Genomic DNA, 13,676 nt, shown 5'->3' on the forward strand with positions numbered 1-13,676 from the left:
AGGCTTTTAGTAATTCAAAACTTTAGAAGGCATTGAATATGAAATCAAATTTAGCACATGAACCCATTGATTCGCAAGGAGAGGTGGTTCAATTCCCAAAAAAAGAGCGACAAGCAATGTTGGAGAAATTCTCTCAAGGCTATGTTCAATCAAGTCAATTGTACAGAAAAGAAGTTTATCCATTTCTTAGTGATGCTGCTCGTCATGTTTATTTTGAGCTTGAGAATAAAATCAATGGATTTCAAAAGGATTCTGATTTTGTCAGCTATAGCCAGCTACAAGGCAATAGCCAGCTTGAAGGTGCTAGAACTGTAGCTAGAGCATCCATAGCTAAAGGTCTTAAGGAGTTAATTAACCATGGTGTTATCACTGTTTTAACCACCAGCAAGAAAGGGAATAAATACCAAATTAATGAGGTTTCATTAGTTGGTAAGCAGTACACAAAGAAGACTAGTTCACCTACTGAACTAGTTCACGTAGTAGACCAGTCTAGTCTAGTAGGTAGACCGCAACTAGTTCACGTAGTAGACACACAAAAGAAATCTTTAAAGAAATCTTTTAAAGAAACACACACACAACAGAATCCGCCTCAAAAAACTCAAGACGAATCTTGGAAACCAAACCTTGATCTTCTGAGTTCAATTCTGAAAACCACAAAACATTCTCAACGAGTATCTGAAATTTTAGGAATGGTTGATTTTGAATTCCACCTTGGCAACTTCAATGCTCACTGGGAAGACAAGATCACACTTACTGAAAACCAAAAAACACGAAAGTTTGTTTCCTGGATTACTCAAGAGTTTGAGAAGTCGCAGAGAGTCAGCAAGGCAAAACCTGTAATACCCAACCGCAACGTAAACGATGCATGGGGCGCTGAACAGCAATATGCACCTGCAAGCGATATTGATTGTGGAGATCTGCTATGAACGCAAATGCACTCTCGAATTTTAATATTCAACAAGCAACAGAGTTTTGCTCAACACATCAAACCCAAATGTCAAAAATGGGCGGACGAGTATTTTGCAAAGATTGCTCACTTGAAGCCTTGAACCGTGGTCAAAAAGAACATGCACACGCTGTGAATACCATGGTCCGTGAAAAACACTTTGCAGGTGCGAAATTACCAAGCCGACATGCAAACAGTGGATTCGGTAATTACCAGGTGCAAAACGATGGTCAGCAAAATGCAAAAGCTCAATGCGCATCATTTGCCAAAGACTTTCTGAATAACAAAAATCGCAACCTGATCATGGTTGGTCGCACAGGTACAGGTAAAACCCATCTTGCTTGCGCTGTGGCATTGAACGTCCTGAATAAACGCAAATACGCTCGCTACGCCACTTCTGAGAGCATGGCTAATGAGATTGCCAATGCTTGGACAAAAGCCGATGACAGCGAAACCAGTGCGATCTATCGCTATACGGATTTGGACTTATTGATTCTTGATGAGTACGGATTGCATGACCGTCATGAAAACAGATTGCAGTTGGTCCACAAAGTTTTATACGCACGTTATGACGAGAACAAGCCAACGATGTTGATTTCGAATTTGACTGTCGGTGAGCTTGAAAAGGATTTAGGGGATCGTTTGTGGTCACGCTTTCAACACGATGGGTTGACATTGGTTGAGTGTAATTGGGCGGATCAACGTATTGGAGCAGTGGCATGAAAGACGAAAACGATAATAAGACTGCGGATTGGGTGGGTCAAAAAATCAAACGAATTATCTGTTGGTTTAGTTGTGGTGCTGCTTCAGCTGTTGCGACAAAAATCATGATTCAGCAGGCATCAAAACTCTATCCCGGTGTTGAACTTGTGATTGCAAACAGCCCAATTATTGAAGAGCACGCAGACAATGAGCGCTTTTTCCATGAGTGCCAGCAGTGGTTTGGTCAAGAGATTATTAAGCTTTACAACCCCAAATACTCAAAGGGTAAAAACTCAATCTTTGAAGTATTTAAAAAGGGATATTTGAAGGGTATTAACGGGGCACCTTGCACTACCCAGTTAAAGCGAATTCCACGAGGTTCGTTTCAGAAATATGGTGATTTGCATGTATTCGGCTATGACATTACTGAAATTAATCGTGCGCAAGATTTTGAAGAAAGAAACCCGGGCTTGAATGTGGATTTCCCATTGATTGAGTCTGATCTTTCAAAAGCTGATTGTCTTGCAATGCTCCAAGACGCAGGGATTGAAATTCCAATGATGTACAAGCTTGGTTATTTAAATAATAACTGCATCGGATGTGTCAAAGGTGGTGCAGGTTACTGGAACAAGATCCGTAAAGATTTTCCTGAGACCTTTAAAAAAATGGCAAAGGTTGAGCGCGATGTCGGGCATTCAGTACTGAAAAATGATAAGGGCCCAATCTTTCTTGATGAGCTAGATCCGAAAGTTGGGCGTTACAAAGATGAGCCGGACATTGATTGCTCATTCTCTTGTCAGATTGCGAAAGAAGATAACGACTGGAAAGTTGTTAAGTTTGCGGAGGCTGTATGAACCTATCAAAACAAGAATTTTTGAACTGCGGTACATCAGCTAAATACATTCAAGATAAACGGAAATTACGTGCTGAGCTTGATGTGGAAATGGAGAAGTTTTTGAAGCGTGGTGGGGAGATTAAGGATGTTGTTCCTCAAGTCTATAAAGCTAAGCACGGTACAAACACTCAATATGTTAAGCACAGTTGTAGATGTAAGACGTGTGTGGCTTGGGCTGTAAAAAATGGCGTGGTTAAAACGGATCAGTTGAAGGAGCGCAAGGTATGACAACTCATTACTTAAAAGACTTGCGTGACAAGCTAAACGGCACCCTTGCTCACTATGAAGATGAAGAAGAATTACAGGCGCAATGGGAAGAAGCTCTTCAGCAAATGGAAGATGAGCGCAATCAGGCTGAGTTTGAGAAAAGTTTTGTGGAGTGCGGAAGATGAGTGAGTTAATTCGTGAACTGTTTGAACGTCATCAAGCGAAATTACTAAATCTTGATTACGAAGAACTCAAACAACAGTTTGATCGTCATGAAGAATGTTTCAACAAAAGATATGCAACTTTTAGTTGTTTTGAGAAAGAGTTTGATGTCTGGGAAGCATGTTGGAACGCTCGTCAATCCGAAATCGATCAGCTCAAAGCGGAAAAGGCGGGGTTGGAGAAAAGCGTTAAACAAATTCTATCTGATTCAAAAGAATCAATGGTTGGTTACGTTGAGATGGACTTGTACGACAAAGGCTATCGGGTTTGCACTGAGTATTTGATTGATGAGTTAGAAAAAGCCCTGCGAGGTGAGCATGAATAACATTTGGATGCTCCTATTTCTGTGCTTGTGCTGCTTCATTTGGGGCTTTGCAAGCAATTATAAACAATGGTCTAAACGAGCTGAAAAAGGTGATTTGGTAGAAATCAAAGGCAAGATTTACAAGATCGTTGAGGTTGATGTGATTGAGCGAGGTGAGCATGAATAAACATATCCCTTGTGAAGCTGACCTAAACAGCTCTGTAAGTAAGACGTGGGCCAATGCGGTCATGGCTTGCAAAACAGGCAATCCATATTGCGGTGCTGATGGTCGTTGCCATGCCGACGGTGCTTGTTTTGAGGTTAAAGAATTAACACTTGAGCAGGCTTTAGTTGAAATTGAGCATCTTAAAAGCGAACTCGACAAAACTAGAGTGAAGAGTAATCAAGTTGATGCTTTGCACTCAAGCCTGATAGCTACGCTTGAGCGTGAAAAAGATTTTGCATTGAAGCAAGGCAAAAGTGAGCGCATGTTCGCTTTGCGTCGGTGCTTAACAGTGTTAAAGCGAGGTGTCAATGATCATCGGGATTGATCCTGACCTTATCAAATCGGGGGTCGCCATTCTCGGCGATTCCCTAGAACTTAAAACTTTGACGTTCGCTGAAACTGTGGAGCTATTCCGCACTCAGCAAGATCAGATTAAAAAAGTAGTCATCGAAGCAGGTTGGTTGAATTCTAAATCAAATATGCATGGTCGAATTGGTCAACGTAAGAGCGTAGGAGAGCGAATTGCTAAAAACGTGGGTGAGAACCACGCAACAGGTAAATTGCTTGTAGAAATGGCAAAGAGTTTCAATTTGAACGTGGTTGAAGTTAGACCGACACGAACGAAGAAGAATGCGGAAGAATTTAAGCGAATTACTGGCTATTTGGGTCGAACAAATTCAGAAGTTCGAGATGCTGGGATGTTGATTTGGGGGATGAAGTGATGCTGACACTATTTTTAATCGTAGGAACTTTAGCAGCGTTTAGTGGTGGTAAGGAAAAATCAACAGGGTGCAACATTGCCTTGGCGATAATCACAGTTGGTTGTTATGCCTGTGCAGTGGCATTAGAGAAGATTTAAGGGGAAAGGGATGAATGCAGTAGCGGAAAAATTTGAACAATTCGAGTGGTTGACGAAAGGCATTACAGCAAAGTCACCACAGTTCGGTGATGAAGGGCATAGCACAGGAGCAAAGCCATTGGACTATCAAGATCGTTTGGGCGCTATTGCAAGCATGGATACGCAGTTAGAGAAGTCTGTTGCATCGCTGATTATTTATGGCGAAACAGCTAAGTCAGATTATGAATATATTCGTAATCACTTGGCTAAAATTATGATGAGTGGGGCTGTTCAGGATAAGAAGCGAGAGCCTGAGCATATTGCGATTTATCACTTGTCATGGCTTGTCGCTCGGATGGTGATTGATTTCTCGATGAATCCTGAGCTGGAGGATGACTACACCGCAAAGGGTCGATTGAGTTATATGGGTGTTCGACCAATTCAAATGACTGTGGATCAGTATCGGAAGACTTGGAAGCAGTATGAAAACATGATGGTGATTGCTTTGGAGACCGCGATTAAATGTGCTTCAGATGCAGTTGAAAAGTATAAAAAAGATACTTACAAAGAACTTAAAGCATAAGGATTCCATTATTTCGGAAACTAGGGTATAGTTTTTATATACTGGTCGTATTACGGTTTGACCAAATAGTTTAAAGTTTATTACCTGTTCCTCATGCGGGTATTTTTTTTAGCTCACAGAAATGTGGGCTTACAGAATTCAAAGTTTATTACCTGTCTGAACCACCGACAGGTATTTTTTTGTCTAATGATTTTATTTGAAAGATATTGCAATAGATTATTAAATGCATATTTGTTAATATAATGTTTATAAATCAACAGATAAATATAATATCGAATTCAGTGAAGCCCGCATTTACTCCAAAATGGGGGCTTTTTTTATGGCGGTAACCCTTATTCTTAGTGGTTTAATGTAATTACCGCCACCCAGATTGTAATTTTATGTTTATTTATCATATTTGAAATCTATTGCCAATTAGTTGAACAATTAAACCAACTAAAATGGTAGACATAGCAACATTCAAGTTTGACTGGTTATCCAGTTTCAGCCTGCATCTCCCCAAGACGCAGGCTTTTTTTATGCGCCATTAGCTCAGATGGATAGAGCACTGGAGTTCTAATCCAATTGTCGTAGGTTCGAATCCTACATGGCGTGCCATATTAAATCTCATTAGCCTGCTACACTAAATTTGCATAGTGATTTTAATTTTATTGTTACATTTTGCCAGTGATAACTGTTTGATTTATATGGAAGATGGAGTGGGGTTGCTCATGGAGGGGTTGTATGCTTCTAGAAATAATTAAGTCTATTTTTTGTCAGCATAAATATGAAAAGGCGCGAACGCTTCAAGGGGAGCAAATTTATCATTTTGATGCTGTGACTGAGTGGCAATGCATAAAATGTAAAAAAGTAACTTATAGCGGGCATGGAGATCGTATTAAATAAATTCTAATATGGTGGAATTACACCAGATTAGGTTGGATTTTAAACATTCATTAAGCTAATGTTTTTATTAAAAATAATTTAATGTTATGGTTGGTGATTGTATTTATAGCAACATAAAACCTTATTATGAGTTCCTCGGAAATTCCTTATTTTTTAATAGAACAAATTTATGAATTTGTTAAAGCTAGACCTGATTTTATAAAAAAAACAAATCATATTATGGTTACTGATTTCTTAAGGGAGCTCCATAATGGACCATCATCTGAATTTAAGTTTATTGAGCCAGTTACTATTATAGGTAATTTTGAAAAGGTTAAAGAAATTGTAATTAGATTTGCACCTGATTTTATGGACAAGGATTCTTTTCTAAGATGGCTAGATCGTAAATTGAATGTTTGATTTCGAAACCTTTAAAACTACAAATTTCAGACTTAGACCTCACCAATCGGTGGGGTTTTTATTATCGGAAGGAAAGTGAAGATGAGTAAAGTAACAGAGCAAGAACTTCAAGAAAAAGCAGTAGCGCCACGTGTGACTAAAGATCACATTGATTCACTTATCGTTGGTGCACATTACTTCACGGCTGGTGATGGTTATGCAGGTGCATTGGTTGCTTCGGATGAGTTCAATGCATTACCTGAAGATGATCGTATTGTTCATCCACCATCAGAGCTTGATTTACTCACATTCTGCGTGATCATCCTTAAAAATGGCTTCACTGTTACAGGTGAATCGGCGTGTGCAAGCCCTGAAAATTTCGATCCTGAAATTGGTCGTAAGATTGCTTATGACAATGCATACAATAAAATTTGGATGCTTGAAGGTTATCTGCTGAAAGAAAAGCTTCACCAATATAAATAACCTTTCGCTACGTTTCCTTTGTCAAAACCTCTCGCAGAAATGTTGAGAGGTTTTTCTTTTTGAGGTGTTGAGTGTGGACACAATAGAAGCGAAGAAGAATCTTAAAAAGCTCAGACAAAATTTAGAGTGCTTGGATAATTACAACCATTTGAACTCTACGTTTCAGTTTGAGCAGTCTTGTTTTGCTGAGCGTAAAAAGACAGTTCAGCAAATATCAAATATTGAATGGCAGTTGAAGCAGAACCGAGGTTGATATGGCATGTGCATCGTGTGAACAAAGACGACAGTGGGTGAAAAGACATTATGACAATTCAAAAGAAAGTATCCGATTGTGTATTGATCGACTTAGTGGCAAGCCTGTTGAAGCAAAACAATCAGCTGCTAAAAAATCTAAACACACTATCAAGTCAAAACAATCAAGTGATCAGTCAGAACAGTCAGCTGATTCAGATCACCAACGAGCAGAACGCCCAGATCAATGAGTTGTTAGAGCATTTGGATCTGGATGGTGGTGATGAATCTAAGTCTGGGTATTTGGATGGGTGAAATGGAATATAAGGATACGCGGCTGCAGGTCGCCGGCATTGAAGTGACAGGTGATCATCGGGTTAGTGCACGAGGCACACGAGTTCGCCTTAATAACGGTATGTATCTTGGTGATGTTCAGGACTTATCGCTTAATGGAAACCATGGTGATATGTGGACGGTTGATGTAACTGTTCGGACAATAATTACCAGTCAACAGGTTCTGGAGTTATTTGGGAAGATTCGTAATGAAACTACAGCGACTACAAACAAGACTTCAGACGATCACACCTAAGCCAGAAGTTAGACAGGTAAGTGACTCATGGCGTGATGGCAAGTCATCAACACAGCGTGGCTATGGCTACAAGTGGCAGAAGTATCGACTCAGTTTTTTGCGTTCAAATCCGTTGTGCATTTACTGTGAGCGTGATGGTCGCGTGACCGAGGCAACTGTTGTCGATCACATTGAGCCACACAAAGGCAACCAGACATTGTTCTGGAAGACTGAGAACCATCAATCGCTATGCCAATCGTGCCATTCATCCGTAAAACAACGTGAAGAAAATCAATAATTTTGCACAAATTTGGTGCAGATGGGCGGGGGGAGTAAAAAGTTTGGAAGGCCTTGTCTTTCTAGACCACCCTCCATCACACGTATAAAAAAATTTCCCTTTTCAGCAAAAGTGCATCTAAAAGTGCAAGGAGTTAAGAGTGGCTTTAACAGCAAAAAGTAAAGCATTTGCTCAGGCTGTTCTTGACGGTATGAGCAACCGTGATGCCGCTATTCATGCGGGTTACAGCGAAAAATCAGCGTCGACAAAAGGCTCGATGTTGTCTAAAGATCCCGATGTTATTGAGTACATTAATAAGCTTAAAAGCAAAAGTGCAAGTGAAAATTCTGAACCAAAAAGTGCATCTTTACCAAAGGTGGTTCAGGCAGTGAAAATCGAGCCTGAATATGAAGAAGCATCTGGTGAGTTTGTTGGCCATGATGAAATTCCAATTGGTTCAAAAGAAGACCCGCTTGAATATCTCAAATCTGTATGGACAGATGAAGGTCAAGATGAAGAATTAAGAATTGCATGTGCTCGTGCAGCACTTCCTTATGTTCACGGCAAGGTATCTGAAAAAGGTAAAAAAGAAACTCGAGCGGATGAAGCTCGAAACATTGCTCAAGGTGCAAGTAAGTTTGCAACTCGTGCAGCACGTAAAACTTATAGTTAAGGTTGAATTATGTCCTCTCTCAATTGGAGCACAAGCTGTCCCGATTGGGAGAAGCGAATAGTTAAGGGTCAATCACTCATTCCATGTGAGCCACTGTTTCAAGATGAAGCGGATATGGCTCTCGATGTGTTCAAAAGCTTGATCGTTGCAGATGTGATGGATCAGCCGACCATGGGTGAAATCACTAAGCCATGGGTATTTGAATTCGTTTCTGCAATCTTCGGGGCATACGATGAAGAACAGAGTCGACGATTAATCACTGAATTCTTTTTATTGATTCCGAAGAAAAACTCTAAATCAACACTGGCTGCATTCATCATGCTCACCGCATTGATTATGAATGATCGTCAATCGGCTGAACTCATTATTTTGGCACCGACAAAAGAGGTTGCAGATAATAGCTTTGTGCCGATTCGTGAAGCAATCAATGCAGATCCAGAGCTAAAAGCTTTAATGAATATATCTGAGCACACTAAAACTGTGACTCATTTGCAGACAAATGCCACTTTGAAAGTGGTTGCTGCTGAATCGAATACGGTTGGTGGTAAAAAGGCTTCATGGATCCTAATTGATGAGCTTCATTTATTTCAGAAGAATGCTGGTGCAGCTTCGATGTTTCGTGAAGCCACTGGTGGTTTAGCAAGTCGAAAAGAAGGCTGTGTTATTTACCTGACTACACAGGCAAGCGAAACGCCATGCGGTGTATTCAAGCAAAAATTGGATTATGCACGCGACATTCGAGACGGGAACAAAAGCAATAAAAAGTTCTTACCTCTGATTTATGAATTTCCAAAACAGATGGTTGAAGATGGCGACCATTTAAAGCCTGAAAACTTCCATATTCCTAACCCAAACTACGGCACATCTGTTGACCCTGAGCAGCTTAATGATGACTTTGAGCAATCGAAAGATTCGAGTGAAGAAGACTTAAGAGACTTTTTAGCCAAGCGATTAAATATTGAAATCGGCATGAACCTGCGTGCAAACCGTTGGGCAGGCGCTGAGTTTTGGTTGCAACAATCTAAGAAATTCACACTCGATAAACTCATTGAGCAATCAGACGTAATCACGCTTGGAATTGATGGTGGTGGTCTTGATGACTTGCTCGGTTTTGCTGTGCTTGGTCGTCACAACAAGAGCCGTAAATGGTGGTTATGGAATCATGCATGGTGCAACTCAGTCGCTGTAGAGCGACGCAAAGAGAATGCGCCCAAATATAAAGATTATGAAGCTGAAGGCAGCCTAACCATTGTTAAGCGAGTCGGTGAAGATATCGACCAACTTGCCGCAATTGCCAAGAAGTGCTTTGACTCAGGCAAGTTGGACAAAATCGGACTAGATCCATTGGGTCTTGGTGGTTTGCTTGATGGCTTGCTTGCTGCTGATATTCCACAAGAAAAAATGCTGGCGGTTCAGCAAGGTTTTAAATTGATGGGCTACATCATGACCACTGAGCGGAAACTCGCAGAAGGCAATTTGTACCATGCAGGGCAAGGCTTAATGACGTGGTGCGCAGGTAATGCCAGAGCTGTCGTGAAAGGTAACGGCATGATGATTTCAAAGCAAGAATCAGGCGTTGGCAAGATTGATCCATTGATTGCCACGTTTAATGCTGTGGCATTGATGAGCATGAATCCTGAGTCAAATCAAGGGCAAATGACTGACGAGCAGTTTTTACATGCACTAACGAATCCAATATTTATGTGAGGCATTATGAATACAGCAGTAATTGTTTACTTGCTGCTGCTTTTGAGCGGAGCAGTTTGTTTAGGAATCGGTGTTTATCTATTACTAGGCTTGGGGTGGATGCTATTGGTTATAGCGTTTGTTTTATTTGGTTTTGCTGCATTTTTAAAAAAAGGATTAGTAGATGAAAACGTTTCTTCAAACCCTAAATGATGCAGTTGTAAGTCCAAAACAATCAATTAAGTTAACTGATGGAGCTTTATCTAATTTCTTCAGTTCGATGTCTAATAGTGGTGAATCTGTTAGCGTTGAAAAAGCATTAAAACTTGATGCTGTATGGGCTTGTGTTCGGCTCATATCTGAAACAATTTCTACATTGCCTTTAGTGTTGTATGAACGACAAGAGGACGGAAGTAGAAAGCCTGCTAAAGATCATCCGTTGTTTAGTGTATTAAGATACCAACCCAATATACATATGACATCTGTGAATTTTACTCAAGCATTAGCTGCATCATTACTCTTACAGGGCAATGGTTATACACAAATTAAGCGTAACAATAAAAATGAAATATCAAGTTTAAACTTTATGCTACCAACAAGAACTTCATTAAGTTGGGGTGATCGCGAAGAGCTTCTCTATAAATATACTGATCGAGATGGAAGACAATTCGATATTGGCAATAAGGAGATTTTACATATACCTGCATTTTCTCTTGATGGGCGAATAGGCTTATCACCAATACGTTATGGAGCAAATACATTCGGATCAGCAATGTCAGCAGATAACGCTGCAAATGGAACTTTTAAAAATGGGTTACTTCCAACTGTAGCCTTTAAAGTTGATCGTGTAATGAATGATGCTCAGCGTGAAGCCTTTAGGGGGTATGTTAAGCAGATTTCAGGAGCTATGAATGCAGGCACATCACCAGTTTTAGAACAAGGTGTAACACCTCAAATGATCGGAATAAATCCAGCTGATGCCCAATTATTAGAATCAAGAAATTTTGGTGTCGAAACTATTTGCCGTTGGTTTCGCGTACCCGGTTGGATGATCGGTTATGCAGGTAAAGGTCAAACTAAATGGGGAAGTGGGATGGAACAGGAAATGATTGGTTTCCTTCAATTCACTTTAAGGCCTTGGTTGGTATTAATTGAGCAATCAATGAATAAAACATTGCTCACACCTGCAGAACGCACCAAATACTATGTTGAGTTCAACATTGAAAACTTACTACGTGCGGACTCAAAAAGCAGGGCTGACTTTTACTCCAAAATGGTAAATAACGGCATTTATACACGCGACGAAGTACGTGAAAAAGAAAACTTGCCGAAGTTTGGCGGAGTGGCCGCGGAACTCACGGTTCAATCACAAAATATTCCAATTGATGATGCTAGTAGTGATTAATTGAAATCTAAATATTCGCACCCTAATGGGTGCTTTTTATTGCCATTTAAAAGGTAAATCAAATGACAAGATTAACTATGCCATTGGCACCCAAGGCTCACAATAAACCAAATGTTCGATTTGATTTGCCTGATTCTGTGCTGAATAAATGGCAATCAAATATTAAAGCTTCTTCTGAGAGTGATAACACAATTTCAATATATGAAGAAATTGGCTATGACTGGTGGACCGAAGGTGGTGTCACAGCGAATCGAATTGCTTCAGCATTGCGATATATCGGTGAAGATCAAGACGTGGTCGTCAATATCAACTCCCCGGGCGGTGACGTATTTGAAGGACTAGCAATTTACAACCTTCTTCGTGCACACAAAGGTAAAGTCACAGTTCGAGTTTTAGGTGTGGCAGCAAGTGCTGCTTCAGTAATTGCAATGGCTGGTGATGAAATTCAAATTGCTCGTGCAGGTTTCATCATGATTCATAACTGTTGGTCATACGCAATGGGCAACCAACACGACATGCGAGAAACCGCTGATTACTTAGCAGTATTTGATGATTCGGCTAATGATATTTACCGAACTCGATCAGGCTTAGAACAAAAAGAAATTGCAAAAATAATGGATGTTGAAACATGGCTTTCAGGATCTCAAGCAATCGAAAAAGGTTTTGCTGATGATTATCTTCCTGCTGACCAAGTAGAAGTAACAGAAGATCCCCCAGCACAAGCCGCAATTCGAAAATTAGACCAAATACTCGCGAAACAAAACATTCCTCGTCAAGAACGAAGAAAGTTATTTCAAGCAATTAAAGCCGACACGCATGACGCTGTCACTCCAAGTACGCCTAGCGCTACTTCAAAAGCTACGCCAAACGCTAGCTCAGTTTCATTTGCCGATGGTTCGGCTTCAAAACTTTCTCAATCTTTAAAAGGTATTTTAAACAATGACTGATACAGTAAAACTCGAAAATGAGTATAAACAAGTTCAAACCGACCTTAAAAAAGTTGGTGATGATGTAAAACAATACGCTGAAAATGTTGAAAAACAGGTCAAGCAATTCGGTGATGCAAATACAGAAACTAAGCAAAAGGCCGATGAAGCGTTAAGTAAATACAACGAATTGAATGCTTCAATCAAAGAATTACAGCAAAGTTTAGATCGTCCAAACACACCATCTCAAGCTGAACGAAAAACTGTTGGTCAGCGAGTGATTGAAAGCGATGACTTTAAAAATAACGCAAGTTCAACCTTTAAAGGCAATATGCGGATTGCTATGCCTCGTCAAGCAATTTTGACAGCAGGTGGTCCAGCAGTTACTGCGGATAATCAGGGGATCATTGCTCCAATTTTTCAGCGAATGACAGTGCGTGATTTAATTGCTGGTGGGCAGACCAATTCAAATGCAATTGAATACACCGTTGAATCAGGTTTTACCAATAATGCAACGACTGTTGCTGAAAATACAGCTAAGCCTTATTCAGACATTCAGTTTGATAACATCACTGCGAATGTTCGAACCATTGCCCATTTATTTAAAGCATCTCGACAAATAATGGATGATGCGCCTGCATTACAGTCATATATTGATGCGCGTGCACGATATGGTTTGCAACTTGCAGAAGAGCGTCAGTTGTTATTGGGAAATGGTGCTGGTCAGAATCTTCACGGAATTATTCCTCAAGCACAGAGTTTCGATGAAACATTAGTCAAAATTGGAAATGCGACCTCGATTGATCGTATTCGTTATGCCTTGTTGCAAGCAGTATTGGCAGAACTACCTTCAACAGGGATTGTTTTAAATCCAATTGATTGGGCAGGTATTCAACTTACCAAAGATAATGAAGGTCGTTACATCATTGGTAATCCTATTAATGGCAATGCACCAACTTTATGGAATCTTCCAACTGTTGAAACACAAGCAATGGCTGTAGATACATTCCTAACTGGTGCGTTCAGCATGGGAGCTCAAATCTTTGATCGCATGGACATTGAAGTTCTAATTTCAACAGAAAACGATAAAAACTTCGAACAAAATATGATCTCAATTCGTGCGGAAGAGCGTTTGGCGCTTGCTGTTTATCGCCCTGAAGCATTTGTAACTGGTTCATTCACACCAACACCTTAATTAGAATAATAATGGGTGCGTTATGCACCCTTTATTTTTGGAGAGC

21 protein-coding genes and 1 tRNA gene are annotated in these 13,676 nt (G+C 40.2%); all 22 read left to right on the forward strand.

Annotated features, from left to right (window positions below):
* Positions 1 to 38: 38 nt before the first annotated feature.
* The 22 genes from V5M36_RS04595 to V5M36_RS04700 all read left to right on the forward strand — a co-directional run bounded on the left by V5M36_RS04595 (position 39) and on the right by V5M36_RS04700 (position 13,630).
* Positions 39 to 926, forward strand: coding sequence for a hypothetical protein (locus tag V5M36_RS04595; RefSeq protein ID WP_338562490.1), 888 nt, complete (start codon positions 39 to 41; stop codon positions 924 to 926).
* On the forward strand, positions 923 to 1,669 hold the full coding sequence (locus tag V5M36_RS04600) for an ATP-binding protein (protein WP_338562492.1): 747 nt from the start codon (positions 923 to 925) through the stop codon (positions 1,667 to 1,669). The genes V5M36_RS04595 and V5M36_RS04600 overlap by 4 nt, the downstream gene beginning before the upstream one ends.
* Entirely contained in the window at positions 1,666 to 2,502 is an 837-nt protein-coding gene (locus V5M36_RS04605; protein WP_338562494.1) for a hypothetical protein, read from the forward strand. The genes V5M36_RS04600 and V5M36_RS04605 overlap by 4 nt, the downstream gene beginning before the upstream one ends.
* Positions 2,499 to 2,771: a hypothetical protein gene (locus V5M36_RS04610; protein WP_338562496.1), complete on the forward strand. Its 273-nt coding sequence runs from the start codon at positions 2,499 to 2,501 to the stop codon at positions 2,769 to 2,771. The genes V5M36_RS04605 and V5M36_RS04610 overlap by 4 nt, the downstream gene beginning before the upstream one ends.
* Positions 2,768 to 2,935 (forward strand): hypothetical protein, encoded by a 168-nt coding sequence (locus V5M36_RS04615; RefSeq protein ID WP_338562498.1) that lies wholly within the window; start codon positions 2,768 to 2,770, stop codon positions 2,933 to 2,935. Before V5M36_RS04610 ends, V5M36_RS04615 begins: the two co-directional genes overlap by 4 nt.
* Positions 2,932 to 3,297, forward strand: coding sequence for a hypothetical protein (locus V5M36_RS04620; protein WP_338562500.1), 366 nt, complete (start codon positions 2,932 to 2,934; stop codon positions 3,295 to 3,297). The genes V5M36_RS04615 and V5M36_RS04620 overlap by 4 nt, the downstream gene beginning before the upstream one ends.
* A complete protein-coding gene (locus tag V5M36_RS04625; RefSeq protein ID WP_338562502.1) occupies positions 3,290 to 3,463 on the forward strand; it encodes a hypothetical protein in 174 nt (57 codons plus the stop codon). Before V5M36_RS04620 ends, V5M36_RS04625 begins: the two co-directional genes overlap by 8 nt.
* On the forward strand, positions 3,456 to 3,827 hold the full coding sequence (locus tag V5M36_RS04630; protein WP_338562505.1) for a hypothetical protein: 372 nt from the start codon (positions 3,456 to 3,458) through the stop codon (positions 3,825 to 3,827). Before V5M36_RS04625 ends, V5M36_RS04630 begins: the two co-directional genes overlap by 8 nt.
* Positions 3,811 to 4,224, forward strand: a complete 414-nt coding sequence (locus V5M36_RS04635) for a hypothetical protein (RefSeq protein ID WP_338562508.1) — start codon at positions 3,811 to 3,813, stop codon at positions 4,222 to 4,224. The genes V5M36_RS04630 and V5M36_RS04635 overlap by 17 nt, the downstream gene beginning before the upstream one ends.
* Positions 4,224 to 4,361, forward strand: coding sequence for a hypothetical protein (locus V5M36_RS04640; RefSeq protein WP_338562510.1), 138 nt, complete (start codon positions 4,224 to 4,226; stop codon positions 4,359 to 4,361). Before V5M36_RS04635 ends, V5M36_RS04640 begins: the two co-directional genes overlap by 1 nt.
* A gap of 10 nt (positions 4,362 to 4,371) precedes the next feature.
* Positions 4,372 to 4,923, forward strand: coding sequence for a hypothetical protein (locus V5M36_RS04645; RefSeq protein ID WP_338562512.1), 552 nt, complete (start codon positions 4,372 to 4,374; stop codon positions 4,921 to 4,923).
* Positions 4,924 to 5,443: 520 nt separating this feature from the next.
* Positions 5,444 to 5,520, forward strand: a tRNA-Arg gene (locus V5M36_RS04650).
* Positions 5,521 to 5,934: 414 nt separating this feature from the next.
* A complete protein-coding gene (locus V5M36_RS04655) occupies positions 5,935 to 6,207 on the forward strand; it encodes a hypothetical protein (protein ID WP_338562514.1) in 273 nt (90 codons plus the stop codon).
* A gap of 81 nt (positions 6,208 to 6,288) precedes the next feature.
* On the forward strand, positions 6,289 to 6,669 hold the full coding sequence (locus tag V5M36_RS04660; protein ID WP_338562517.1) for a Gp49 family protein: 381 nt from the start codon (positions 6,289 to 6,291) through the stop codon (positions 6,667 to 6,669).
* 303 nt (positions 6,670 to 6,972) lie between these two features.
* On the forward strand, positions 6,973 to 7,215 hold the full coding sequence (locus tag V5M36_RS04665; RefSeq protein WP_338562519.1) for a hypothetical protein: 243 nt from the start codon (positions 6,973 to 6,975) through the stop codon (positions 7,213 to 7,215).
* A 227-nt stretch (positions 7,216 to 7,442) separates the two neighbouring features.
* Positions 7,443 to 7,766 (forward strand): HNH endonuclease, encoded by a 324-nt coding sequence (locus tag V5M36_RS04670; protein WP_338562521.1) that lies wholly within the window; start codon positions 7,443 to 7,445, stop codon positions 7,764 to 7,766.
* Positions 7,767 to 7,905: 139 nt separating this feature from the next.
* Positions 7,906 to 8,418, forward strand: coding sequence for a terminase small subunit (locus V5M36_RS04675; protein ID WP_338562524.1), 513 nt, complete (start codon positions 7,906 to 7,908; stop codon positions 8,416 to 8,418).
* A 9-nt stretch (positions 8,419 to 8,427) separates the two neighbouring features.
* A complete protein-coding gene (locus tag V5M36_RS04680) occupies positions 8,428 to 10,125 on the forward strand; it encodes a terminase large subunit (protein ID WP_338562526.1) in 1,698 nt (565 codons plus the stop codon).
* A 6-nt stretch (positions 10,126 to 10,131) separates the two neighbouring features.
* Positions 10,132 to 10,317 (forward strand): hypothetical protein, encoded by a 186-nt coding sequence (locus V5M36_RS04685; RefSeq protein WP_338562528.1) that lies wholly within the window; start codon positions 10,132 to 10,134, stop codon positions 10,315 to 10,317.
* The gene (locus V5M36_RS04690) at positions 10,289 to 11,509 is read left to right on the forward strand and encodes a phage portal protein (protein WP_338562531.1); all 1,221 of its coding nucleotides are present in this window, start codon (positions 10,289 to 10,291) and stop codon (positions 11,507 to 11,509) included. Before V5M36_RS04685 ends, V5M36_RS04690 begins: the two co-directional genes overlap by 29 nt.
* Positions 11,510 to 11,571: 62 nt before the next feature.
* Positions 11,572 to 12,456: a head maturation protease, ClpP-related gene (locus tag V5M36_RS04695; protein WP_338562534.1), complete on the forward strand. Its 885-nt coding sequence runs from the start codon at positions 11,572 to 11,574 to the stop codon at positions 12,454 to 12,456.
* Positions 12,449 to 13,630 carry a phage major capsid protein gene (locus V5M36_RS04700; RefSeq protein ID WP_338562536.1) on the forward strand — a complete coding sequence of 394 codons (1,182 nt, stop codon included), beginning with the start codon at positions 12,449 to 12,451 and terminating at the stop codon, positions 13,628 to 13,630. Before V5M36_RS04695 ends, V5M36_RS04700 begins: the two co-directional genes overlap by 8 nt.
* Positions 13,631 to 13,676: the final 46 nt, after the last annotated feature.

This window comes from Acinetobacter sp. KS-LM10 (genome assembly GCF_036896575.1).
GTDB classification, from domain to species: Bacteria; Pseudomonadota; Gammaproteobacteria; order Pseudomonadales; family Moraxellaceae; genus Acinetobacter; species Acinetobacter avistercoris.

Coding starts and splice junctions, on each gene's coding strand:
- V5M36_RS04690 (WP_338562531.1), top strand. CDS start 10,289: ATGAAAACGTTTCTTCAAACCCTAAATGATGCAGTTGTAAGTCCAAAA.
- V5M36_RS04615 (WP_338562498.1), top strand. CDS start 2,768: ATGACAACTCATTACTTAAAAGACTTGCGTGACAAGCTAAACGGCACC.
- V5M36_RS04640 (WP_338562510.1), top strand. CDS start 4,224: ATGCTGACACTATTTTTAATCGTAGGAACTTTAGCAGCGTTTAGTGGT.
- V5M36_RS04680 (WP_338562526.1), top strand. CDS start 8,428: ATGTCCTCTCTCAATTGGAGCACAAGCTGTCCCGATTGGGAGAAGCGA.
- V5M36_RS04625 (WP_338562502.1), top strand. CDS start 3,290: ATGAATAACATTTGGATGCTCCTATTTCTGTGCTTGTGCTGCTTCATT.
- V5M36_RS04700 (WP_338562536.1), top strand. CDS start 12,449: ATGACTGATACAGTAAAACTCGAAAATGAGTATAAACAAGTTCAAACC.
- V5M36_RS04660 (WP_338562517.1), top strand. CDS start 6,289: ATGAGTAAAGTAACAGAGCAAGAACTTCAAGAAAAAGCAGTAGCGCCA.
- V5M36_RS04600 (WP_338562492.1), top strand. CDS start 923: ATGAACGCAAATGCACTCTCGAATTTTAATATTCAACAAGCAACAGAG.
- V5M36_RS04630 (WP_338562505.1), top strand. CDS start 3,456: ATGAATAAACATATCCCTTGTGAAGCTGACCTAAACAGCTCTGTAAGT.
- V5M36_RS04645 (WP_338562512.1), top strand. CDS start 4,372: ATGAATGCAGTAGCGGAAAAATTTGAACAATTCGAGTGGTTGACGAAA.
- V5M36_RS04635 (WP_338562508.1), top strand. CDS start 3,811: ATGATCATCGGGATTGATCCTGACCTTATCAAATCGGGGGTCGCCATT.
- V5M36_RS04655 (WP_338562514.1), top strand. CDS start 5,935: ATGAGTTCCTCGGAAATTCCTTATTTTTTAATAGAACAAATTTATGAA.
- V5M36_RS04695 (WP_338562534.1), top strand. CDS start 11,572: ATGACAAGATTAACTATGCCATTGGCACCCAAGGCTCACAATAAACCA.
- V5M36_RS04610 (WP_338562496.1), top strand. CDS start 2,499: ATGAACCTATCAAAACAAGAATTTTTGAACTGCGGTACATCAGCTAAA.
- V5M36_RS04665 (WP_338562519.1), top strand. CDS start 6,973: ATGACAATTCAAAAGAAAGTATCCGATTGTGTATTGATCGACTTAGTG.
- V5M36_RS04685 (WP_338562528.1), top strand. CDS start 10,132: ATGAATACAGCAGTAATTGTTTACTTGCTGCTGCTTTTGAGCGGAGCA.
- V5M36_RS04595 (WP_338562490.1), top strand. CDS start 39: ATGAAATCAAATTTAGCACATGAACCCATTGATTCGCAAGGAGAGGTG.
- V5M36_RS04605 (WP_338562494.1), top strand. CDS start 1,666: ATGAAAGACGAAAACGATAATAAGACTGCGGATTGGGTGGGTCAAAAA.
- V5M36_RS04620 (WP_338562500.1), top strand. CDS start 2,932: ATGAGTGAGTTAATTCGTGAACTGTTTGAACGTCATCAAGCGAAATTA.
- V5M36_RS04670 (WP_338562521.1), top strand. CDS start 7,443: ATGAAACTACAGCGACTACAAACAAGACTTCAGACGATCACACCTAAG.